At 58.1% G+C, this 22,439-nt stretch carries 25 protein-coding genes; 11 read left to right on the plus strand and 14 right to left on the minus strand.

Annotated features, from left to right (window positions below):
* Nucleotides 1–42 precede the first annotated feature (42 nt).
* Genes AC2FF8_RS10350 through AC2FF8_RS10360 form a run of 3 tightly spaced genes read left to right on the plus strand, consistent with a single transcriptional unit; the run spans nt 43 to nt 2,597 of the window.
* The gene (locus tag AC2FF8_RS10350; protein ID WP_496879629.1) at nt 43–816 is read left to right on the plus strand and encodes a beta-keto acid cleavage family enzyme; all 774 of its coding nucleotides are present in this window, start codon (nt 43–45) and stop codon (nt 814–816) included.
* Nucleotides 813–2,129 carry an aspartate aminotransferase family protein gene (locus AC2FF8_RS10355; protein ID WP_496879630.1) on the plus strand — a complete coding sequence of 439 codons (1,317 nt, stop codon included), beginning with the start codon at nt 813–815 and terminating at the stop codon, nt 2,127–2,129. Before AC2FF8_RS10350 ends, AC2FF8_RS10355 begins: the two co-directional genes overlap by 4 nt.
* Before the next feature lie 54 nt (nt 2,130–2,183).
* The gene (locus tag AC2FF8_RS10360) at nt 2,184–2,597 is read left to right on the plus strand and encodes a hypothetical protein (RefSeq protein ID WP_496879631.1); all 414 of its coding nucleotides are present in this window, start codon (nt 2,184–2,186) and stop codon (nt 2,595–2,597) included.
* Between the two features lie 54 nt (nt 2,598–2,651).
* Here the strand turns inward: AC2FF8_RS10360 and infC are convergent, their stop codons facing one another.
* The 7 genes from infC to cobA all read right to left on the minus strand — a co-directional run bounded on the left by infC (nt 2,652) and on the right by cobA (nt 8,277).
* Entirely contained in the window at nt 2,652–3,242 is a 591-nt protein-coding gene (infC, locus tag AC2FF8_RS10365; RefSeq protein WP_438826516.1) for a translation initiation factor IF-3, read from the minus strand.
* Between the two features lie 116 nt (nt 3,243–3,358).
* Entirely contained in the window at nt 3,359–4,192 is an 834-nt protein-coding gene (locus AC2FF8_RS10370) for a ferredoxin--NADP reductase (RefSeq protein ID WP_171639581.1), read from the minus strand.
* Nucleotides 4,193–4,301: 109 nt separating this feature from the next.
* Complete coding sequence (locus AC2FF8_RS10375; RefSeq protein WP_170344527.1) at nt 4,302–4,709, minus strand: DUF934 domain-containing protein; 408 nt, start codon at nt 4,707–4,709, stop codon at nt 4,302–4,304.
* The gene (locus AC2FF8_RS10380; RefSeq protein ID WP_496879632.1) at nt 4,706–5,467 is read right to left on the minus strand and encodes a phosphoadenylyl-sulfate reductase; all 762 of its coding nucleotides are present in this window, start codon (nt 5,465–5,467) and stop codon (nt 4,706–4,708) included. Before AC2FF8_RS10380 ends, AC2FF8_RS10375 begins: the two co-directional genes overlap by 4 nt.
* Complete coding sequence (locus AC2FF8_RS10385) at nt 5,457–7,121, minus strand: nitrite/sulfite reductase (protein WP_496879633.1); 1,665 nt, start codon at nt 7,119–7,121, stop codon at nt 5,457–5,459. The genes AC2FF8_RS10380 and AC2FF8_RS10385 overlap by 11 nt, the downstream gene beginning before the upstream one ends.
* 65 nt (nt 7,122–7,186) lie before the next feature.
* Nucleotides 7,187–7,501, minus strand: coding sequence for a DUF2849 domain-containing protein (locus tag AC2FF8_RS10390; protein WP_171328572.1), 315 nt, complete (start codon nt 7,499–7,501; stop codon nt 7,187–7,189).
* Nucleotides 7,501–8,277: a uroporphyrinogen-III C-methyltransferase gene (gene cobA / locus AC2FF8_RS10395; RefSeq protein ID WP_496879634.1), complete on the minus strand. Its 777-nt coding sequence runs from the start codon at nt 8,275–8,277 to the stop codon at nt 7,501–7,503. The genes AC2FF8_RS10390 and cobA overlap by 1 nt, the downstream gene beginning before the upstream one ends.
* A gap of 144 nt (nt 8,278–8,421) precedes the next feature.
* On the opposite strand from cobA, the gene AC2FF8_RS10400 reads away from it, so the two are divergent.
* Nucleotides 8,422–8,904 carry an Lrp/AsnC family transcriptional regulator gene (locus AC2FF8_RS10400; RefSeq protein WP_170344518.1) on the plus strand — a complete coding sequence of 161 codons (483 nt, stop codon included), beginning with the start codon at nt 8,422–8,424 and terminating at the stop codon, nt 8,902–8,904.
* 137 nt (nt 8,905–9,041) lie between these two features.
* Here the strand turns inward: AC2FF8_RS10400 and AC2FF8_RS10405 are convergent, their stop codons facing one another.
* Nucleotides 9,042–10,223, minus strand: coding sequence for a cytochrome P450 (locus AC2FF8_RS10405; protein ID WP_496879635.1), 1,182 nt, complete (start codon nt 10,221–10,223; stop codon nt 9,042–9,044).
* Here AC2FF8_RS10405 and AC2FF8_RS10410 point away from each other — a divergent pair.
* The 5 genes from AC2FF8_RS10410 (at nt 10,222) to AC2FF8_RS10430 (ending at nt 16,758) form a co-directional block, all read left to right on the plus strand.
* The gene (locus tag AC2FF8_RS10410; RefSeq protein ID WP_496879636.1) at nt 10,222–12,003 is read left to right on the plus strand and encodes a sensor histidine kinase; all 1,782 of its coding nucleotides are present in this window, start codon (nt 10,222–10,224) and stop codon (nt 12,001–12,003) included. The two genes, AC2FF8_RS10405 and AC2FF8_RS10410, sit on opposite strands and share 2 nt — an antisense overlap.
* Nucleotides 12,000–13,229: a sigma-54-dependent transcriptional regulator gene (locus AC2FF8_RS10415; protein ID WP_425078187.1), complete on the plus strand. Its 1,230-nt coding sequence runs from the start codon at nt 12,000–12,002 to the stop codon at nt 13,227–13,229. The genes AC2FF8_RS10410 and AC2FF8_RS10415 overlap by 4 nt, the downstream gene beginning before the upstream one ends.
* A 362-nt stretch (nt 13,230–13,591) precedes the next feature.
* Nucleotides 13,592–14,593 (plus strand): DctP family TRAP transporter solute-binding subunit, encoded by a 1,002-nt coding sequence (locus AC2FF8_RS10420; RefSeq protein WP_496879637.1) that lies wholly within the window; start codon nt 13,592–13,594, stop codon nt 14,591–14,593.
* Between the two features lie 111 nt (nt 14,594–14,704).
* Entirely contained in the window at nt 14,705–15,382 is a 678-nt protein-coding gene (locus AC2FF8_RS10425) for a TRAP transporter small permease (protein WP_152457843.1), read from the plus strand.
* Complete coding sequence (locus AC2FF8_RS10430) at nt 15,382–16,758, plus strand: TRAP transporter large permease (RefSeq protein ID WP_170344513.1); 1,377 nt, start codon at nt 15,382–15,384, stop codon at nt 16,756–16,758. The genes AC2FF8_RS10425 and AC2FF8_RS10430 overlap by 1 nt, the downstream gene beginning before the upstream one ends.
* Nucleotides 16,759–16,800: 42 nt before the next feature.
* Here AC2FF8_RS10430 and AC2FF8_RS10435 read toward each other — a convergent pair whose 3' ends face one another.
* From AC2FF8_RS10435 to AC2FF8_RS10445, 3 genes are all read right to left on the minus strand, one after another.
* The gene (locus AC2FF8_RS10435) at nt 16,801–17,607 is read right to left on the minus strand and encodes a hypothetical protein (RefSeq protein WP_496879638.1); all 807 of its coding nucleotides are present in this window, start codon (nt 17,605–17,607) and stop codon (nt 16,801–16,803) included.
* 64 nt (nt 17,608–17,671) lie between these two features.
* Nucleotides 17,672–18,421 (minus strand): triose-phosphate isomerase, encoded by a 750-nt coding sequence (gene tpiA / locus AC2FF8_RS10440; protein ID WP_496872939.1) that lies wholly within the window; start codon nt 18,419–18,421, stop codon nt 17,672–17,674.
* 148 nt (nt 18,422–18,569) lie between these two features.
* Nucleotides 18,570–18,935: a HesB/IscA family protein gene (locus tag AC2FF8_RS10445; protein WP_170344510.1), complete on the minus strand. Its 366-nt coding sequence runs from the start codon at nt 18,933–18,935 to the stop codon at nt 18,570–18,572.
* 172 nt (nt 18,936–19,107) lie between these two features.
* On the opposite strand from AC2FF8_RS10445, the gene AC2FF8_RS10450 reads away from it, so the two are divergent.
* Nucleotides 19,108–19,494: a hypothetical protein gene (locus AC2FF8_RS10450; RefSeq protein WP_496872938.1), complete on the plus strand. Its 387-nt coding sequence runs from the start codon at nt 19,108–19,110 to the stop codon at nt 19,492–19,494.
* A 227-nt stretch (nt 19,495–19,721) separates the two neighbouring features.
* On the opposite strand, the gene AC2FF8_RS10455 is transcribed toward AC2FF8_RS10450, so the two are convergent.
* The 3 genes from AC2FF8_RS10455 to AC2FF8_RS10465 form a co-directional block, all read right to left on the minus strand.
* Nucleotides 19,722–20,084, minus strand: a complete 363-nt coding sequence (locus AC2FF8_RS10455) for an SUF system Fe-S cluster assembly protein (RefSeq protein WP_152457849.1) — start codon at nt 20,082–20,084, stop codon at nt 19,722–19,724.
* 94 nt (nt 20,085–20,178) lie between these two features.
* Complete coding sequence (locus tag AC2FF8_RS10460; RefSeq protein WP_170344509.1) at nt 20,179–20,457, minus strand: NfeD family protein; 279 nt, start codon at nt 20,455–20,457, stop codon at nt 20,179–20,181.
* Nucleotides 20,457–21,347 (minus strand): SPFH domain-containing protein, encoded by an 891-nt coding sequence (locus AC2FF8_RS10465; protein WP_170344508.1) that lies wholly within the window; start codon nt 21,345–21,347, stop codon nt 20,457–20,459. The genes AC2FF8_RS10460 and AC2FF8_RS10465 overlap by 1 nt, the downstream gene beginning before the upstream one ends.
* 175 nt (nt 21,348–21,522) lie before the next feature.
* Between AC2FF8_RS10465 and AC2FF8_RS10470 the strand changes: the two genes are divergently transcribed.
* On the plus strand, nt 21,523–22,434 hold the full coding sequence (locus tag AC2FF8_RS10470) for a nucleoside hydrolase (RefSeq protein WP_496879639.1): 912 nt from the start codon (nt 21,523–21,525) through the stop codon (nt 22,432–22,434).
* Nucleotides 22,435–22,439: the final 5 nt, after the last annotated feature.

The following is a 22,439-nucleotide window of genomic DNA, read 5'->3' on the forward strand; positions in this document are numbered from 1 at the left end:
ACTTGAGCTCATTAGCTGAGGACAGACGAACACGAGGGCGCAATGACCGAGAGTACAGTGAAAACCACCGGGCAGCCATATATACTGGTTGCTCCGAACGGGGCCCGGCGGGGCCGCGCGGATCACCCGGGCTTGCCAGTCACGACGGATCAGATCGTCGCAACGGCGCAGAGCTGCCACGAGGCCGGGGCGAATGGCATACACCTGCATGTACGGGATGCCGACGGACACCACACGTTGGATGCCGGATTGTATCGCGAAACAATCGCGGAACTGAAAAGTGTGGTGCCGGGCATGGATGTTCAGATCACCACCGAGGCAGCAGGCGTGTTCGACGTATCGTCACAGTTTGAATGTCTGCAACGGGTCCGGCCTGAATGGGCCTCGATTTCAGTCCGGGAAATCGCGCGGGCCCTTGATCTTGCGCCTCGGGTCTATGCGCTATGTGCGGCTCAGGGCACGCGGGTTCAGCATATTCTCTACGATTCAGAAGATGTGAAGCTGCTGGAAGACTGGCAGTCAAAAGGTATCGTCCAGACGGACCAGACAGACCGGTTGCTTGTGTTGGGGCGCTACAGTCAGAATCAGCAATCCGTGCCAACGGATCTGGATGCGTTTCCGTCCAGCCCGGCCAATTGGATGGTGTGCGCTTTTGGGACGCAGGAACATGACTGTCTGGTCGAAACCGCACGGCGCGGCGGCGATCTGCGTGTTGGATTCGAAAACAGCCTGACGGCACCGGATGGCACGCTCTGGGCTGACAACGCGGCCTCGGTCGCGGCTTTGGTTGAAACACTTGGAAGGACCGGAACATGAGCCATGTTTTCCCACGCCACACCAAATCTGAACTTCCCGTCGCGGCGGGTGGCGACGGCGCTTACCTGATCGATGCCGACGGCAAGCGATATCTGGATTGCGGCGATGCGGCCGTGTCCTGTCTGGGGCATTCCAATCCGGCAGTGATCCGGGCCGTGCAACAGCAGGTGGAACAGATCGCATTTGCCCATACCGGGTTCATGACCTCGGAACCGGCCGAGGCATTGGCGGATCTGCTGATCCAGCACGCGCCGGGGGATCTGGACCGGGTGTATTTCGTCTCGGGCGGGTCCGAGTCGACCGAAGCGGCCATCAAATTGGCGCGCCAGTATTTTCTGGAAATCGGGCAGCCCGAGCGCCGCCACGTGATCGCGCGCAAGCAAAGCTATCATGGCAACACCCTAGGGGCCTTGTCTGCCGGGGGAAATGCCTGGAGACGGGCCCAATTCGCGCCGATGCTGATCGAAATGACCCATATCTCGGCCTGCTATGAATATGCCGAAAAGCCCGGGGATGAGAGCAGCTTTGACTATGGTCAGCGCGTCGCCAACGAGCTGGAGGCGGAAATTCTGCGCCTTGGGCCTGAAACGGTTATGGCCTTCATGGCCGAGCCGGTTGTCGGCGCTACGCTTGGCGCGGTTCCGGCGGTTGAGGGGTATTTCAAACGCATCCGGGAAATCTGCGACCAATATGGCGTGTTGCTGATTCTGGATGAGGTGATGTGCGGCATGGGGCGCACCGGTCATCTGTTCGCCTGCGATCACGACGGTGTTGCACCGGATATTCTGTGCATCGCCAAAGGGTTGGGCGCAGGGTATCAACCGATCGGGGCGATGCTGTGCACCGACAAGATTTTCGGTGCGATTCGGGATGGGTCAGGGTTTTTCCAACATGGGCACACCTATATCGGCCATCCTGTCGCCACGGCTGCGGCTCTTGCGGTGGTCCGTGAACTGACAGAGGGTGATTTACCGGCGCGCGCCGGACGCATGGGCAGCAAACTGCAATCCGCCCTGGAGGCCGCGTTTGGACAGCACCCGAATGTGGGCGATTTGCGTGGCCGTGGCCTGTTCCGGGGTGTGGAACTGGTGGCGGATCGCGAGACGAAGACCCCCTTTGATCCATCCCTGGGCATTGCCGGAAAGATAAAGAAGGCAGCACTTGCCGAAGGGTTGATCTGTTATCCCATGGCGGGCACCCGGGATGGCCGGAACGGAGACCATATCCTGCTCGCGCCGCCTTTCATCATAGAAGAGGACCAGATAGGCGAACTTGTCAGCAAACTGGAACGCTCTTTTTCAGCCGTTCTCTGACAATACCGTGAGCACCCTGTTTGCCTGCGACACGTTTGCTATGTGTCGTGGGCAATGGATCTGGAAAAGGCGACGTCCATGGTGCTGGATATCTGGCGCAGTTTCCGAGCGCTCGCTTCCTGGGTGCAGATCTGGGTGGCCGTTGTTTTGGTGCCGGTAAACCTGCTTCCGCTGGCTTTTCTGGATCAGCCACAGGGGTACCTGATTGCATTGCTTGCAGTTTCAGGCATGGCGCTGAACGTACCGATCATGGTGGCTGCCCGCGGGATAAGCGGTGCGATGGCCTTGCCGCACATTCTGTGCTGGGTGCCACTGGTCATCATCGTGACGCTTCTGTTGTTTTCCGAAGACCCCCTGAGCCCAGCCTTTGCCGGCTTTCTCCGGGTGCTTCTGATCGTCGATATCACCTCGCTGGTGTTCGATTTCCGGGACGCGGCCCGTTGGTTGAAAAGCAGGAAGGCGACTTAAAAAAAGCCCCTTCAAAGGCGAAGGGGCTTTGTTCGTTTCGGTATTTGGGCCGGGTTATTTCTGCGGAAGGGGGCCGATCATCATGATCATCTGACGGCCTTCCATTTTCGGCATGTTTTCGATCTTACCCAGTTCTTTGACGTCCTCAGCGACACGCTCCAGCAATTCGCGGCCCAGGTTCTGGTGTGCCATTTCGCGGCCACGAAAACGCAGGGTGACTTTCACCTTGTCGCCGTTTTCCAGAAACTTGAAGACGTTGCGCATCTTCACGTCATAGTCATGCGTGTCGGTGTTGGGTCGGAACTTGACCTCTTTCACCTCGATGATCTTTTGCTTCTTGCGGGCTTCGGCTTCGCGTTTCTGCGTTTCATATTTGAATTTGCCGAAGTCCATGATCTTGCAGACCGGTGGGTTCGCATTGGGCGAAATTTCGACCAGATCAAGACCGGCATCGGCGGCCATCTGCATGGCTTTGGCGGGATGAACCACCCCGACATTTTCACCTTCGGCACCAATCAGGCGGATTTCGGGGGCACGGATCTTGTCATTGACGCGCGGGCCGGTGTCACGTTGTGGCGGCGCGTTGTGAGGTCTGCGGGCTATGGGTTCATTCCTTTGATAATTGCAGAATTTCGAGCCCGGAATTTAAACCGGGCCGAGCCGCACTTCAAGCGTCATAAACACCGGCAGTTGCGAAAAAACAGTGTTTTGTCCGGTGTTTTTTGCGTTCGGGGCCACAAAGCTCTGAACGCAGCCTGCCTTTAGCCGACAAAGGCTTTTTCAATCACGAACTCCTTGGGTTCGGAATTCGCGCCTTCGCGCAGACCGAAACCCTCAAGGATTTCCTTGATGTCCAGATTGAATGCCAGCGAACCGCAGACCATGGCGCGGTCGGTTTCGGGCTTGATTCCGCCTTCGATGCCCAGATCCCTGAACACGGTACCATCCTTCAGCAGGTCGGTGATCCGACCCATCTTGGGGCTCTCTTCGCGCGTGGTCGTCGGGTAATAGCGGATCTTGTCAGCGAAGCCTTCGCCAATCAGTTCGGCCAGCATTTCATCCTGACGGATGCTGTCGATCAATTGGCGGCCATATTCCAGTTCAGCCACTTCGCGGCAGGTGTGGGTGATGATGACCTCGTCATAATCTTCATATGTTTGCGGTTCACGCAGCAGCGAAGCAAACGGGGCAAAGCCGGTGCCGGTTGCAAAGAACCACAAACGTTTGCCGGGCAGCAGGGCGTCATGCACCAATGTGCCAACCGGCTTGGGGCGCAGGATGATCTGGTCACCGGGCTTGATATGCTGAAGCTTCGACGTCAGCGGGCCGTTCTGAACCTTGATCGAATAGAACTCGAGCTCATCGTCCCACGAAGGCGAGGCGATTGAATAGGCGCGCAGCAATGGCTTGCCATTGTCGCCCAGCAGACCAATCATCACGAACTCGCCCGAGCGAAAACGCAGCGAGGCGGGGCGCGTCACCTTGAAAGAGAACAGGCTGTCGGTCCAGTGTTTGACCTCGGTTACGGTTTGCGCGTCCGGCAGGACGGGGGCCTTCACAGCAGTTGCTTCGCTCACGGGCTTCATCTCTGTCATCGTTTACCTGCCGGTCTGCTAAACCGACATCTCCGTTTAATCATTGATCCAGGTCAGGAAAAGGGGACAGATTGCCCCCTTTGTGTCACAAGCCGGCGATGTGCGGCTTTTAACCGCGCAAACGGGCCTGATAGTTGTTCTCTTTCCAGTTGGCCCGGGAAAGCCACTGATCTTCGGGCTGGCGGTCTGCCAGGTCTCCGTCAATCTCAACTTCGTCAAAGCCGCTGCGACGCGCCATGGCGTATTGGTCTGCCAGAACATGACCCTTGGCGCGCAAGCGTCCCGTATAGCCCTTCAGGCGCAGGGTGCGGGCGATGGTAAAGCCGCGACCGTCGGCAAAGGATGGAAAATCCACCCGGACCAACCTGGCACTGCCCAAACGGTCAAAAAGCTCATCCGGGTCCGTGTCCGAGCTGACGTCCAGCGCAACCACGTCATTTGCGGCATCGTCCAGAGTGACAAAGCCGTCGGTCCAGTCATCGGGCGAAAAGCCCTCATCCGTTACGATTACGTTCATGTTTTCTCTCCGATGCGCACCATCTTGCCATCGACAAAATGTATGCCGCATTCTTCCTTGTTCTGATCGCGCCAGCGTCCGGCGCGGGGGTCTTCGCCTTCTTTGACCGGCGAGGTGCAGGGCGCACAGCCGATCGATGGGTATCCCTTGGCCACCAGCGGATGCCGGGGCAGGTTGTTTTCTTCCATATAGGCGCGCACATCGTCCGGCGCCCAATGGGCCAGCGGATTGACCTTGATCCGGCCCGTGCCATCTTCGACCTCGAAGAACTCGAGCGCGGCGCGCGTTCCGGACTGGAACCGTTTTCGCCCGGTAATCCAGCCGCAATACCCTGTCAGGGCTTGTTGCAACGGAAAGGTCTTGCGCAGGTTGCAGCACGCATCCGTATCCCGCAGGCGCAGCGCTCCATAGGGGTCGTCGCGTCGAATGTCTTCGTCATCCGCCCGAATGATCTTGATGTTCCTGAGCCCCAGGCGCTCGCTGACTTCCTGTTGGTATTCCAGCGTTTCGGTAAACAGCAGTTGGGTATCCACGAACAACACCGGTGTCATCTTGTCGACCACCGCAGCCATATGCAGCAACACCACCGATTCCGCACCGAAGCTTGAGACCAGAGCAAGTTCGTCGATCTCTTCAAGGGCGCCATGCATCACGTCATGGGCGCTGTGGTGACGGAACCGGGCATTCAATGCGTTGACCTTCTCAGTCAGGTCGCTGCGGTCTTTGCCCAGTTCCGTTTGGATCAGGTCAAGCGGCATTCGCCCGAGCCTCGGGGTAGAGGGCGGCCTTGAACGGCTCCATGCCGACGCGGCGATAGGTCATCAGAAAGGTCTCTTCAGCACTCTCGCGCAGATCCAGGTAGGTGTCGACGATGCGTTCCACGGCCGGCACGATCTCGTCATAGGCAAAGCCCGGACCGGTGCGGTCGCCGATTGCGGCCGTCTCGGTGGCGTCACCACCCAGGGTGATCTGGTAGTTTTCGACGCCTGCACGATCCAGACCCAGGATGCCGATATGGCCCACATGGTGGTGGCCACAGGCGTTGATGCAGCCCGAGATCTTGATCTTCAGGTGCCCGATGTCATGCTCCAGCTTCAAATCCTCAAAGCGGGCCGCGATTTCCTGAGCAACCGGGATCGAGCGGGCCGTCGCCAGCGCGCAGTAATCCATGCCGGGGCAGGCGATGATATCGCTGATCAGGCCGATATTGGCGGTGGCCAGTTCGTATTCCTTCAGCTTCGCATGAATGGCAGGCAGGTCCGATTTGTGGACATGCGGCAGGATCACGTTCTGCTCATGGCTGATACGCAGCTCGTCATAGGCGAACTCTTCGGCCAGATCGGCCATCACGCGCATCTGCTCGGCCGTCGCATCACCCGGCGTTGCCCCGTGCTTCTTGATCGAGATCGTGACGATCGCGTGGTCCGCCTGCTTGTGCGGCGCGATGTTGGTATCGACCCACGACCGGAAAACCGGATCGTTGGTATAGGCGCTTTCAAACGACGCAACCGAACCTTCGCGGAAGGCCGGAGTCGCAAAATGGCCCTTGATCTCATCCAGAAGCGCCATGTCGGCGCCCTTGAACTGCGGGCGAACCTGCAAGAAACGCGCGTTCACCTTGGCGCGGATGGCGTCGATGCCGTGTTCATGCACGGTGATCTTGATGCGCGCCTTGTACTTGTTGTCGCGGCGACCGATCTGGTTCCAGACCGACACGGTGGCTTCCAGATAGGCCAGCAGATCATCGAATGCGACGAATTCGGACAGTTCCTTGCCGATCATGGGCGTCCGGCCCAGGCCGCCACCGACGATGACGCGCGCGCCCAGAACGCCGTCACGTTCGACCAGTTGCAGGCCGATGTCATGCGCTTTGATCACGGCGCGGTCGTTTTCCGAACCGGTAATCGCGATCTTGAACTTGCGCGGCATGAACTGGAATTCCGGGTGGTCGGTCGACCACTGGCGCAGAAGCTCAGCATAGGGGCGCGGGTCGGCGACCTCATCCGCTGCGGCACCGGCGAAATGGTCGGCGGTCACGTTGCGGATGGTGTTGCCCGAGGTCTGGATGGCATGCATGCCGACCTCGGCCAGTGCGTCCAGCATGTCCGGCACATCTTTCAGTTTCGGCCAGTTGTACTGGATGTTCTGACGGGTGGTGAAATGGCCATAGCCCTTGTCCCACTTTTCTGCCAGCAGGGCCAATTGGCGCATCTGGGCGCTGTTCAGCGTGCCGTAGGGAATGGCCACCCGCAGCATGTATGCGTGCAGTTGCAGATACAGGCCGTTCATCAGGCGCAGCGGCTTGAATTCGTCTTCGGTCAGCGAGCCGTCGATGCGGCGCTCGACCTGAGCACGGAACTGCGCGTTACGCTCTGCCAGAAAATCTTTGTCAAACTCGGAGTAGCGATACATGTCTAGCTGTCCTTGGTTGCAGCCCCGAACCCGGGGCCTTGAAGGGGAGAGAGAAGGGCCAGAGGTCAGGCCCGGGGCTGCGGGGAAGCTTCCTGTTTGCCGTGGGCATAGTTGGACGGACCAGTGCGGCGGAAGTCTTCCCGGAAATGGGTGGGCTCGGGGCCGTTTTCGCCAGCAACGGCATCGGCCAGATAGGCGCCCACGATTTTGTTTGCCTGACGCGCGGCATCCAGCAGGCGAACCTGCGCATGTGCCTCGTCGGTGATCAGTTCTGCTTCGCTCAGGTCACGGGACCAGCGGTCATCTTCGGTCAGATAAATCACGTCACCTTCGAGCAAGTCATTTGCAGTGACGACTTTGGGGGTAAAAGCGCGGGCCATCAGGCAAGCTCCTTGTTGAATTCGGTTACAGCCTGCGCCGCTTGGCGCGGGGCAAGGCCATAGAAGGTAAGGGCCGGTCCATCCATTTCAGCGGCGGCCAGATCGGTGGGCAACTGGTCCAAGGTGGTGGCCAAAATCCGTTGGTCGGGGCGCGATGCATTCTCGACCAGGGTAATGGGCGTGGCGCGATCGGCGCCGTGCATGATCAGACGGCCCTGAATGAACCGAGCGGATTTCTTGCCCATGTAGATCGCTGCCACGGAACCCGGCTGAGCCAAAACGTTCCAATCGTGATCCGCGAATCCTTGCATGTCGTGCCCGGTCAAAAACCGCACCGATGAGTTGCGCCCGCGGCGGGTCAGGCTTTGACCGATGCCAGCCACTGCGGCAGAGGCCGCCGTGATGCCGGGAATGATCTGCCAGGGTATACCGGCCGCATCCACGGCCTCGATTTCTTCGTCCAGACGACCAAAGACCGTGGGATCACCCGATTTCAGCCGCACCACGCGGTTGCCATTCAGGGCGTATTCAACCAGAAGCGCGTCGATATCACTTTGCTTCCACGAGGGGCCGAACCCGGCCTTGCCGACATCTACCAAAACGGCCTTTTGAGCGGCCATGTCCAGCACGGGTTTGCTGATGAGGCGATCGTGCAGCACCACATCCGCCTGCTCAAACGCAGTCAGCGCCTTGAGCGTCAGCAACTCGGGGTCACCGGGCCCAGCGCCGACAAAGTCGACATGGCCTATGGGGTTGAGTGTGTGAAAATCCTGCATCGGATCGTCTCGGGTGTTGTTTGACTTGACCCTCAATATAGGAAATATTCCCACCAAAGCGCCATATCGCCGCTGAAATAAGGACAAATGTTCCGAAATTCGGGAAAACCGGAACAGGGGCATCGAAACAGAAGGAAAATTGGAATGTCGGTGCGGATAGACGACACGGATCGAAAAATTCTGGCCGAGTTGCAACGGGACGCAGGCCAATCATTGGACGAAATTGCGGCTCGGGTCGGCAGTTCAAAGACGCCTGTCTGGAATCGCATTCGCAAGCTCAAAGGGGCGGGAATCATCGGCCAGCAAACGGTTCTGCTGGATGCCGAGGCACTTGGGTTTGAAGCCACCTTTTTTGTTTTGATCCGCACCTCGGAACATGAGGCGGATTGGCAACGTAAATTCCTGAAAGCATTGAAGGATCACCCCGAAGTGCAAGAGGCGCACCGGTTGGCGGGTGATATCGACTATATTCTGAAGGTCCGGGTCAAGAACGCACGTGCCTATGATCAGTTCTATCAGTCGCTCATCTCGGAGGTGCGCGTGCACAACGTCACGGCGTTGTTGTCCATGGAAGAGATCAAATCCACGACGATGCTGCCGCTGAATGCGTTGGCCAAAGGGGCTTAGAAATCGAGGCTCTGCCGCCTCCACCCGTTCCGCGCGCGTCCTTCGAGGTGTTTTGAGTCAGATGAGTTGATGGGGGTTTTCATCCGGCCGGATTCATAAGCGCCAGAGGCATCGCCAATCTGCGCGAGTTGGAATGGTCAAGTTCTGACCAACAGCTGATTCAACCCGTGAAAGTGATAGCTGTCCGAATAATGCGGTGGTGCAGCCAGTTGCAGGTCTGGACAGCTTTCGAACAGGATCGGCAATGCGATACGCATTTCCAGACGCGCCAGAGGTGCCCCCACACAGAAATGAATCCCGCCCCCAAAGCTTGTGTTGACTTCAATCGGACGGCTTGGCTGAAACGTGTTCGGTTCAGCCCAGACAGCGGGGTCGCGGTTGGCTGCGCCAAGCAACAATGCCACCTGATCGCCGCGTTTGAATGAATGGCCGAACAGGTCGACGTCCTCATAGGCGTAACGCGTGAACATGTGCAGAGGCGGGTCATAGCGCAGGATCTCTTCGATGGTTGCGTCGAGTCCATCCGGTGCCAGGACGTCGGGGGCGGCACCAGTCTGCAACAGGGTTTTCACCCCGTTCCCCAGTGAATGCACGGTAGCCTCGTGGCCTGCGTTCAGCAGCAAGATGCAGGTGGCAACCAGTTCGTCCAGTGACAGTTTCTGGCCTTCTTCTTCGGCGCTTATCAACCGGGTTATCAGATCGTCCCGTGGATCATTGCGCCGCAACGCTATGTATTCCTTCAGGAATTCGGTGAACTCCCGTGATGATTTGGCGGCCCTGTCTTCGGTGTCCTGCGTGCGGTTGGCCTGATACATGGCAACCATATCGTGTGACCACTGTAACAGGTCGGGCGCCATGGCTTCAGGGACGCCCAGAAGCCGACAGATCGTGATCACGGGCACCTGAGTGCAATAGGCTTCCAACAGATCGAACGACTTATGAGGGAAGCCTTTGATCAGGTCGTGGCAAAGGTCTTCGATGGACGGTTGCAGCGCAGAAATCGCCCGTGACGTGAAGGCGCGCATAACCAACGACCGAAGGCGTGTGTGCCTGGGTGGTTCTGCTTCAAGCAGTGAATGGGCCTCGATGGCCAGCCAGGGCGCCAGATGGGCTGGACCTTGCTCTGCCAGTTCGGGCGGTACCTCGCGGCCAAACCTGCGGTCCCGAAACAGGGCGCGAACCGCGCGGTATGAAACCGCGGCGACCATATCGTAGTCCTGCCAATAGAACAGATCGCCTGCGCGTCGTGTCTTGTCGTAGAACGGGTAGGGGTTTTGGACGAAACCCGGGTCTGTCGGCGATTGCGAAAAAGACTTCATGCGCCGCACACTTGCCATGCGGCGCGTTGAATGCAAGACCCTGTCTATGCACAGGGTTTGGTTCATTTCCGGTTTTTTGCTCGCCGTCGGGCTATTGTCGGGGTTTGTCTGGTCTTATGGCTATCGACAGGCCCTGTCTCAGTTGAGCGAGAAGGCAGAGGCCGATCTTGAGCTGGCGGCAGACCGGCTGAGCACGCAGATGCAGGTGTACCAGGAACTTGCCGTGCTGATGGCGACACATCCCGTTTTGCATGAACTGGAAACACAGGCCGACAGACGCCAGGCTCGGGAAATGCTGCTGGACGTTGCAGACAAGACTGCCGCCGTAAACATGATGTACCTGGATACGAACGGGCAGGTGCTGGTATCGGCGCAGCCGGTCTCCCAGCGCAACATGGCCGGGCACCCAGCTTTCCGCCGCGCGATGCAGGGCGCCCTGGGCAGTGCGCATGAGGTTGTACCTTCGGGCGATGACCGGATCTATTCCTACGCCGCCCCCGCTTTTGGCCCGTCTGGCCAGATCGAAGGCGCGCTGATGGTTGTTGCTGATGTTCAGGACGTTGAACAGACGTGGCGCGGCAGTACCGAGGCGGTTTTCTTTGTCGATTCAGATGGTGTCGTTTTCATTTCCAACAGATCCGACCTGTTGTTCTGGCGCCGGGCGGACGGTGAGGCGGGATTGATGCCGCCAGATGGCGCGACCGTTGATTTTTCTTCAAAACAGGTCGGCAGGCACGAGTTGTGGCATTTGAACTGGGGGCGTTACCTGCCACGCGATGCGCTGCATCTGACCCTTGATTTGCCGGTTATCGACATGACTGCCGAGGTTCTGGTGGACGTGGCACCGGCCCTTCAGCTTGCCAGGCTACAGGCGGCGGCCGTCGCGGCGATCTGTCTGGCCTTCGGGGCAATGCTCTTTCTTGCGATGGAGCGGCGGCGGGCACTGGCTGAAGCGAATACCGTTCTGGAAAGCCGCGTGGCCAAACGTACCCATGACCTGACGGTAGCAAATGCCAGCTTGCGCAAGGAAGTGACGGAACGGGAAGAAGCCGAAGCGGCGCTGCGGCGGGCCCAGGCGGACCTGGTTCAGGCGGGGAAGCTCAGCGCTTTGGGGCAAATGTCGGCGGGGATCAGTCATGAACTGAACCAGCCGCTTATGGCCATACGGCAATTTGCTGATAACGGCTCAGCGTTCATGACGCGGGGAAAACCTGAAATGGCCGCCGAGAATCTGGGCCGGATCTCGGAAATGGCGGCGCGGATGGCGCGGATCATCAAGAACCTTCGCGCCTTTGCCCGCAACGAAAGCGAACCGATGGGGCGGGTTGACCTGATACAGGTACTCAACACCGCTGTTGAACTGACAGAGGCCCGCCTGCGAGACGACGATGTAACCCTGAACTGGGCCCCCCCGAATGGCGCTGTGTATGTTTGGGGGGGTGAAGTACGTTTGGTGCAGGTATTCGTGAATCTGATCAACAATGCGGCGGATGCAATGCTGGGGCGACCAAAACGGATTATAACGATAACGCTGCGAAAAGGTGCCCGGCTGAGTGTTTCCCTACAGGACACAGGCCCCGGCATTGAAGACCCCGATCGGATGTTCGAGCCCTTCTATTCGACGAAAAGCGTTGGATCGTCGGAAGGTTTGGGGCTGGGGCTTTCGATTTCATACGGGCTGGTTCAAAGTTTCGGTGGTGATATTCGGGGCGCGAACACAGAGGATGGGGCCATGTTCACCGTCGAACTGGAACCTTGCGACAAGGAAGAGGCCGCATGATGCGCAGGGTTTTGTTGGTCGATGATGATGCAGCCGTACGCGAGGCCCTGTCTCAGACTCTGGAATTGGCGGACTATCTGCCAACGACTGCGGGGTCTTTTGTGGCGGCCAAGGATCACATCAGTCGCGATTTTCCCGGTGTCATCATCTCGGATATCCGCATGCCGGGGCGGGACGGATTCCATCTTTTGTCATATGCCCGAGAGGTCGATCCGGATCTTCCCGTGGTTCTTCTGACGGGTGAGGGCGATATTCCCATGGCCGTCGATGCCATGGGAAAGGGTGCGTTCGATTTTCTGGAAAAGCCATGTGCCGCGTCCGACCTTCTGGAGGTGCTTGAACGCGCCTTTGCATCCCGTTCGCAAGTATTGGAGCAAAGGGCGGCGAAATCCGAGCTGGAACGAGGAGACCCCGCCGCGCGTTTGCTGTTCGGTCTGTCGCCGCAGGCCGAGGCCCTGCGCGAGCGGGTTCGGACCGTCGCTCCGACAGGTGCCGAAGTTCTTGTGACGGGACCGCCAGGCAGCGGCATCTCGAAGGTCGCCGAGGTCGTGCATCTGATGTCGCCGGCAGGGCAGGGCCCGTTTGTCAAACGCACGGCCTCCAGCCTCAGCCCCGACGACCTGGCCAAAAGCTGCGAGGATGCGGCAGGTGGGTCATTGTTTCTGGACGAAGTCTCGGCCATGCCCCATGCCACGCAATTTGCGGCTTTGGAGATCATCGAGCAGGGGCCGGGCGGGCGTATCATTGCGGGAACGACCGCTGATCTGTCGGCGCTGAGTTCCGAAGGCCGGTTCAATGCTGACCTGTTTTACAGGCTGGATGTCATGCGGGTGCGTATTCCATCGCTGGCAGAACGTCCCGACGACATTCCGGTGATCTTCCGCCATTACGTTGCACAGGCCGCGGAACAGGCGGGGATCGTGGCGCCGGACATCTCGTCCGAGCATCTGGCGTCGCTTATGGCCAGCGACTGGCCGGGGAATGCGCGATCCTTGATGTCAGCCGCGATGCGCTTCGTGCTGGGAATGCCGGAAGAAGTCGCGCAGGCAACAGACCTGGGCCTCAGCGAACAGATGGCGCGGGTGGAGCGGTCGCTGCTCATCGCGGCGCTGGGTCGTCACAACGGCAAGGCATCAGATGCGGCGAAGGCGTTGAAACTCCCGCGCAAGACATTTTACGACAAACTGGCACGGTACCAGATTCGGGCCGAAGATTATCGGCGGTAACGGCCCGGCTCCCGCCACCTTTTTCCGCATAAACATGCGTCTAAAGCTGTTGGGCCGGGCAGCCCGCAGATGCGGGCTGCGGATTCGCCTCGGTTGATTCGGGGGATTTGATTCGCAGGGTGTGCGGATTTTCGCACAAACTGGAAAATTGCTGTGCGGAATCTCGCACTCGGGGTTTTGAGTGCGTCGACGGTGCATTGCAAAGTGCTTTTTAAGCTCTTGAAACAAAATAGCTAAATAGAAAATCGAGGGGCAAAAAACAAAACGTTGAGTGGATTGTGCCGATTCGTTTCACTTCGCTGCATCTGATACCGAATTGGTGTCGAAGAACAGTTTCAAGGAAGTCTGGGAGGAAAAGACAGATGAAATTCCTGACAACAGCCGCAACCGCTCTGGCGCTGACAGTTACAGCCACCGCAGGCATGGCAGCCTGTGACGATGGTGAAATCGTCGTCAAGTTCGCGCATGTGACCAACACTGACAAGCACCCCAAGGGCATCGCCGCATCGCTGCTGGAACAGCGCGTCAATGATGAGATGAACGGCGTGATGTGCATGGAGGTCTATCCGAACTCGACCCTGTACAACGACGACAAGGTACTGGAAGCGATGTTGCAGGGCGACGTTCAACTGGCCGCACCTTCGCTGTCGAAATTCGAAAAGTTCACCAAGCAGTTCCGCCTGTTTGACCTGCCGTTCATGTTCAAGAATGTCGACGCTGTGGATGCATTCCAGGCTTCGGCTGATGGTCAGGCGATGAAGGACAGCATGCAGCGCCGTGGCCTTCAGGGGCTGGCCTTCTGGCACAACGGCATGAAGCAGATGTCGGCCAACAAGCCGCTGGTCGATCCGTCGGATGCAAACGGCCTGAAATTCCGCGTGCAGTCTTCGGACGTTCTGGTGGCACAGATGGAGGCCATTGGAGGCAGCCCGCAGAAAATGGCGTTCTCGGAAGTCTACGGCGCGCTGCAACAGGGGGTTGTGGATGGGCAGGAAAACACCTGGTCGAACATCTATGGCAAGAAGTTCTTCGAGGTGCAGGACGGCATCACCGAGACCAACCACGGCATCATCGACTATCTGGTAGTAACCTCTGTGGACTGGCTGGACAGCCTGGATCCGGACGTGCGTGACCAGTTCCTGACCATTCTGGCCGAAGTGACCGAGACGCGGAACAAAGAAGCCTTTGCAGTGAACGAAGCAGCCAAAGCTTCGATCGTTGAAGCAGGTGGTGTCATCCGCGAGTTGACCCCGGAACAGCGTCAGGCATGGGTTGATGCGATGAAGCCGGTCTGGGAACAGTTCGCTGGTGACGTGGGTCAGGACAAGATCGACGCCGCACAGGCAATCAACGCCGGATTCTGATCCGGATAAGGCCGCGCGTCCGGGGACTGGGGAGTTATCGACGCGCAGGCCGGGCGGGCTGACGAAGCCCGCCCCAACCCTTCTCATCAATAAAAATGTGGGGACAGAGAGATGTCTGGTGCGAATTCCGGCCAAGGCGGGCTGGTCGACCATATCGAAGAAACCCTGATCGCGTGCCTGTTGGGCCTGATGACGGTCGTGACATTTGCCAACGTGATCGCGCGGTTTGTTTTCAATTCCAATATCCTGTGGGCGCTTGAACTGACGGTGTTCACTTTTGGCTGGCTGGTGCTGCTTGGCGCTTCTTATGCGGTCAAGAAACACTCTCATCTGGGTGTTGACGCGATTCTGAACATGCTGGCCCCGGCGCCGCGTCGCATTCTCGCGCTGATCGCCGTGGGGTGCTGTCTGGTGTTTTCGCTGCTGTTGCTGAAAGGCGCCTACGATTACTGGGCCGTCTTCGCGGATCTGCCGCCGACATCCGGACGCTGGTTCCCGACGGGGTTCAATTTCGACGCCCGCAGCCAGAGTTTCTACGAAGTGGACGATATCCCAATGGTCGCTCCGCTGCGGTTTCTGGAAGACCTGATCAACTATGGCGAAGGGTACGAGAAGCTGCCCAAGGTTGTGCCATACCTGGTGCTTCCGGTGTCGATGTTGCTGCTGGTGATCCGGTTCGCCCAGGTTGCCGTTCAGATCTGGCGTGGTGAAACAGACCGCCTTGTTGCCAGCCACGAAGTCGAGGACGAGATCGAAGAAGTCCGCGCTCAGCAGGGAGAGCACAACTGATGGACGTCGTACTTCTTTTCTCGATGGTCATTGGCCTGTTGCTGATCGGTGTTCCGATTGCAGTTGCGCTTGGCCTCAGCTCGACTCTGTTCCTGCTGATCTACTCCGACAGTTCGCTCGCATCTGTGGCGGGCACTCTGTTCGAGGCTTTTGAAGGGCACTTTACCCTGCTGGCGATCCCGTTCTTCATTCTGGCCTCGTCTTTCATGACGACCGGCGGTGTAGCGCGGCGGATCATTCGGTTCTCGATTGCCTGTGTCGGGCATTTGCCCGGCGGTCTGGCGATTGCCGGTGTGTTTGCCTGCATGCTGTTCGCAGCACTGTCCGGGTCGTCCCCGGCGACCGTGGTCGCCATCGGCTCGATCGTCATCGCAGGGATGCGTCAGGTGGGTTACTCCAAGGAGTTCGCCGCCGGTGTGATCTGTAACGCGGGTACGTTGGGCATTCTGATTCCGCCATCCATCGTGATGGTCGTGTATGCCGCAGCCGTTGAGGTCTCGGTTGGGCGCATGTTCCTTGCAGGGGTCATCCCCGGTCTGATGGCCGGTTTGATGCTGATGATCACCATCTACGTCATGGCCAAGGTCAAGAACCTGCCCAAGGGTGAATGGAAAGGCTGGGGAGAGGTCTTTGCCTCGGCCCGTGAAGCCGGTTGGGGGCTTTTCCTGATCGTCATCATTCTGGGTGGTATCTATGGTGGTATCTTCACCCCGACCGAAGCCGCCGCAGTCGCCGCGGTCTATGCGTTCTTCATTGCCAGCTTTGTGTACAAGGACATGGGCCCGCTGAGTACGGAAGAAGGCTCACGGAACCTGCCGCTGCTGAAAAAGCCCTATGCGCTGATCACGGCGTTCTTTCATCCGGACACCAAGCATACGCTGTTCGAGGCGGGCAAGCTGACGGTCACCCTGCTGTTTGTCATCGCCAACGCGCTGATCCTCAAGCATGTTCTGACCGACGAGCAAGTACCGCAGCATATTGCCGAGGCGATGCTGTCGGCGGGTCTTGGCCCGGTCGCTTTCCTGATCGTGGTGAACGTGATCCTGCTGATCGGCGGTCAGTTCATGGAACCGTCTGGCCTGCTGGTCATCGTGGCGCCCCTGGTATTCCCGATCGCTATCGAGCTGGGCATCGACCCGATCCATCTGGGTATCATCATGGTGGTCAATATGGAGATCGGGATGATCACGCCTCCGGTCGGTCTGAACCTGTTCGTGACTTCGGGCGTTGCGGGTATGCCGATGATGAGCGTTGTGAAGGCGGCGCTGCCGTTCCTGGCCGTGCTGTTCGTCTTCCTGATCATGGTGACGTATATTCCGTGGATTTCGACCTTCCTGCCCAACACGTTCATGGGCCCCGAGATCATAACGAACTAGCAGGAAAAACCCGTTCCGAACCGGCGCGCCGGTTCGGAACCCTCAGGTCGGGTGGCCGTATTTCGCCAGATAGTCCCTGACCCACCGGATGCCTCCGTACGCCCGCCGCCGGCGCGCGCCCCAGGATCCGATGTCGTCATTGACAAGTTCGTGCGGATTGGGCCGTCCGTTGAAGATCACGATCTTGGGACGTCGCGGCAGTTTCCGGTATGGCTTGTAGATCAGGCCGAACGGCCAGTACGGCACCAGGTGAATCAGGCCGGTGCACCAGTTCTTGGGGAAACACCGGCGTTTGTAGGCCTGGGCCGAGATATAGTCTTGGTCGTTTTCGTATTTCGGCAAATGGATGTCACCGTCAAAGGCGTCGAACAGGTGGAACTGCTCTGACGGGAAAAAGGCCACCACGGATGAATTGCCACGGGTGACCTTGTTCATCAGCCACGGCACAAGATCCCAGACGCCAGCCGGAATCATCCGCCAGACGAAGCCCCGGAACTTGGGCATAAGATACAGCCCGCCCTTGTCCAGCGTAATCTGGAACAGCGGATCGAGATCACCGGTGATCAGCAGGTCGAGGTCCAGGAACAGTGCCGCATCGTATTGGCCGACGATCCGGCGGTCGAACATCTGAAGCTTGGGCCATTTTCCATGCGCCCACAGCGGGCGGTCCAGCTGGGGAAAGGCAAAGGGCTGCTGTTTGATGCCGAGTTCGAGCCCCGTGAAATCATCGGAAATACAGATGAAATCATGTTCAAGCGACAGGTTGTCCTGAACCGCCCTGTACAGCAGGTTCACGTATTCGGGGCCATAGGCATCGCCCCATTTCATGCAGATGACACAGACTTTCATTGTTTCCGGTCCCAGGTTTCGGGTGATCGTGCGGCCAGGCCGCATTCAAGTGGCAGTAGATGGGTCAGGCCTGTTCGAGCGCCGAGATGATGCCCGAGAAATCACGGGCCTTCAGACTGGCCCCGCCGACCAGCGCACCGTCCACGTTCGACACGCCGAAAATTTCGGCCGCATTGCCGGGTTTCACCGAACCGCCATAAAGCAGGCGGACGGAACGGCCCACACCTTCGCCAAAGCGGCGCTCCAGTCGGGCGCGCATGAAGTCGTGAACTTCCCCGATTTCTTCCAGGGTGGGAACTTTGCCGGTGCCAATTGCCCAGATCGGTTCATACGCGACGATCAGGTTCTCGCCGGTCGACTGATCCGGGATCGACCCGGACATCTGGCCGCCGATGATGTCGAGCGTATTGGCCGCTTCGCGCTGCTCAAGGCTTTCGCCGACGCAGATGATCGCTTTCAGCCCCGCATCCATCGCTGCGCGCGCCTTGGCCCGCACATCCTCGTCATGTTCTCCGTGGTCCACACGGCGTTCGGAATGGCCCAGGATGACCGATGTTGCACCGGCATCCACCAGCATATCCGCACTGATATCTCCGGTATGCGCGCCTGATTTTTCGGCATGACAGTCCTGACCGCCGACAGAGATGGCAGTGCCCTGAACGGCAATTGATGCGCGGCTGAGCAATGTGGCCGGCGGGCAAATCAGGATATCCACCGATGCTGCCGGGTGGATCTGAGACAGCGCCTTCAACTCGGTCAGCTCAGCGCCGGTCCCATTCATTTTCCAGTTCCCAGCCGCCAGTTTCTGCCGCATTTCGGTATCTCCCTGATCATCCGATGATTTTGGGATGCGGATAGCATTGTCAGGACCATCTTACAATTCTGCTCGCAGGTTGATCCCGGGCGGAAAAATCGAAGATCGGTCCGCATGCGACGTTCAATTGAAAGGTAATGAGGCGGGCTTAGCCTTGTTGGGCGATGTTTTCATCGAACTTGATCGATTCTCCGCAGCCGCAGGCATCGACGACGTTCGGGTTCTTGAATTTGAAGCCGGCTTCCAACAACGACACTTCGTAATCGATCTCGGTTCCGAACAGGAACATCTGGGCCATGGGCGCAATCATGATGCGCGCGCCATCCTGTTCGACGACTTCGTCATGAGGATCTGCCTGATCGACATATTCCATGGTGTATTCCATGCCTGCACAGCCGCCTTTTTTGACGCCGATGCGCAAACCAGCGTGACCGCCTGATTTCATCAGGCGGGTAATCTGCTCTGCGGCTTTGGGCGTCATGGTCACAGCCTGTTTGCCGGGGATGCCGAACATGTAAGTCTCCGTTGTCGCGCGTTACACCCAATCTAGGGTCCAAGGCTCTTATGCTCAAGGCAATGAAGCGCAAAGAATCCGAATTCGCTGTAAAGCTCTGGTGTGTCCGCGCAGCCGATCCGCAAACTTGCTTTGATGCACGATGCAGGAGTAGCATTGGCCCAATGGATTGATGACCCTTCATTTGGGCGCTCGTGCAGAAAGAAAGAGAAATAAAATGAATAAGTTAACTGTCGATATTAAGGCATCAACGCTCATGATGGCACTGGTTTCCATGACCGCCTGTGTGGTGTCTGTCGAGGCTTTGGCAGCCACGGGATCAGAACGGCATCCGGTGAATTGCGCAACGGCGGAAGGGGATCTGCGTGCGATTGCATCGGAAAAGAAACATGCGGAAGACAAACAATTGGAAAGCATTGCTGCCATAACTCCTGCCGGTGCTCTGTTGGGGCTGGTCACGGGGACCGAGCAAAAAAGGCTGCAAATGCTGTCAGGTGACTACATCAAGCAACTGGACGCCAGAGCGGCAGAGATCAAGGAAACCTGCAAACTGAATTGATCGCCGTTGTCGGAACGGCAAATGAAAAAAGGACCGTTCTCGGGCAAGAACGGCCCATGTTCTTGAGCTGGGACGCGGGGGGCGGTCATGGCATACCCAGCCGATGGCACAGCAAACGCGAATGCCACCGTCAGATGTTATCCGTCAGGAATGTGACAGGGACTGCATGATAAGGTGACGAAAATGCCAAAGTTTCGTGACAGTTGGCTGGGGCCTGTGCCGGATGGCTACATAAAGCCCAATTCCAGGCGCGCCTCATCTGACATCATCTCCATGCCCCAGGGCGGTTCCCAGGTCAGTTCGACATCAACTTCCTTGACGCCTGCAACAGGCTCAATGGCCTCGACAATCCAGCCGGGCATGTCGCCTGCGACCGGACATCCGGGTGCTGTCAGGGTCATGATGACCTTCACTGCGTTGTCCGGAGAAATGTCGATCGTATAGATCAGGCCCAGGTCATAGATGTTGACCGGAATTTCCGGATCGTAAACCGTGCGGCACGCTTCGACGACAGCCTCGTAAAGCGGGTGTTCAATCGTTGACGGCGCAATCAGCGGGGTGCCTTCAAACTGTTCGCTCGGGTGGGTCATCTTTGCCTCGGGTCAGTTGCCTGAGTGATTATATAGGGAATACCTGCAACAGCGTCCAGTGGGGGAGTGACGCTCGGGTGAGCGTCACTGTGTCTTAGTCGTTGATGTCATGCGTGAAGGTTTTGACCTGACCATGCGGCAAGGCAAACAGCCTGCGCAGGACAAGCCATGCGATCAACGAAAGAACTGCGAAGATCAGCGCGAGAACATGCAACGATACTGTCATGCCGGGGATGACCAGGATTAGACCGGTAATCGCGGCCCCGATCGCAAAGCCCAGAAAGATGAACCCGGGCAGAACGATTTCCAGGATCCCCAGAGCCAGCGCGGCTGCCAGCCAGATCCACCAGGTCAGCCAAAAGGGATCAGCCATCATCTACCTCCTTTGAGCATTTTGAACGCGTCACCAAAGGCTTCGAGTGCATTGGCAGGCACAACTATGGTCTGCTTGCCGGAACCGTTGCCCAGTGCATTAAGGGCCTCAACCTGCTTCAGCGCAACCTGATACTGTGCCGCTTCTATGCCATTGTCCTGAATTGCCTTGGCAACAACGCCGGTCGCATAAGCTTCGGCCTCGGCCTGAATGCGGCGGGCCTTGGCTGTTTGCTCGGCGGCATACAACTCGGCATCGGCCTGTAGCTCGACCGAGCGTTTCAGACCTTCGGCCTCGGTCACCTGCGCGCGGCGGGCGCGTTCTGCGTTCAGCTGTTGCAGCATGGCATCGCGGGTGGCCTGATCCAGATTCACATCCAGAATCTCGGCACGGGTCACTTCGATTCCCCAATCATCCACTGCGGTTTCAACGCTTTCCTGAATGCGTGAAATCAGTTGCGATCGGTTCGATTGTACTTCGTCGAGATCCATCTTGCCAATCTCGGCCCGGACAATGCCAGCAACGGTGGTTGCAATCGCACCATCAACATCGCGGATTCGATAGACTGTCTTTTCCGGCTCGAGAATACGGTAAAAGACTGAGGTGTCGATCTGCACCAGAACGTTGTCCTTGGTGATCGCGTCTTGCGTCGCGTTCGGCAACTGGCGTTCAAGGATCGAGATCTTGTGGCGGGCGACGTCCAGAAACGGAACAATGAAATTGATGCCGGGGCCAAGCACCGAATGCAGTCTTCCAAACCGTTCAACCACGTATTTTTCGGATTGCGGAACGATCTTGATGCCCTTGAAAATAACGATGACCACCAGCACGGCGGCCAGCAGGTAAATGATGTTTGACGAAAGCAGTCCGATGATCTGATCTTCGGTCATTCTGTCCTCTTTTTATTGTGTACTATGGTATACATATGGGAATTGAGTCGCGGGTTTTCAACTCTGGTATGGAGGGAAAACCGCCAGATGCAAACGCCTCACTATGGGAATTCAGCATTGAGATGAACTGCTGTGACTGCTTTGCATCCCGGCTTGTTTGCGGTATCGGGCGGGGATGAAATTGATTATCGATACGGATCCCGGCATCGACGATGCCATGGCGATCGCCTATGCCGCCGCTGCGTCTGAATTTGACCTGATCGGCCTGACCACGGTGTTCGGCAATACGCATGTTCAACAATCCAGCCGCAATGCCCGTTTCCTGCTGGACAAGCTGGGCCTGGACCTTCCTGTGGCAGAAGGCGCGCCTTTCCCGCTGGGGGCTGACATGCACGTCCCCTCGGACCATGTCCACGGCCCTGAAGGGTTTGGCGATCTGATCGAAATTCCCCAGATCGGACGGAACCATGATCTTCCTGCCGCAGAGTTTCTGGCCGAGATGGCCCGGATGCACAAAAATGAATTGGTCGTGTGTGCGGTCGGACCACTGACCAACATTGCCAACGCCATGCGATTGGACCCGGAATTTGCCGGTAATCTTGGCCGGTTGGTGATCATGGGCGGTGCCGTCTACTGCAAGGGCAACGTTACCGACCATGCGGAAGCCAACATCTATCACGATGCGGTTGCCGCGGATGAGGTCTTTTCCGCACCGCCCGAGACCGTGCTGGTTGGTTTGGACGTTACCCTGAAAACACTCTACGAGACCGCAGATTTCGAAGCCCTGGCGCAAAAATCGCCCGGCATGGGGTCTTTTCTGCGCGATATCTCTCGTTTTTACCTGAAATTCTATAAAGAAATCGGCGGATTGGAAGGGTGCGGGCTGCATGATTCAACCGCCGTGATCGCCTGTTCGCACGGGGCCATGTTCGACATGGTCGAAACCGGGCTGCGTGTCGTGACGGAAGGCGACCGGATAGGTGCGACGCAACCTGACCCGGATCGTCCTGTGGTTCGTGTGTGTCGCGATGTGGATGGGGCAGGGGTCGTGCGTCTGTTTACCGAACGTGTTGCGTCCTTGCCCTGACGGGT

This window comes from Ruegeria sp. YTSA144, assembly GCF_059610125.1.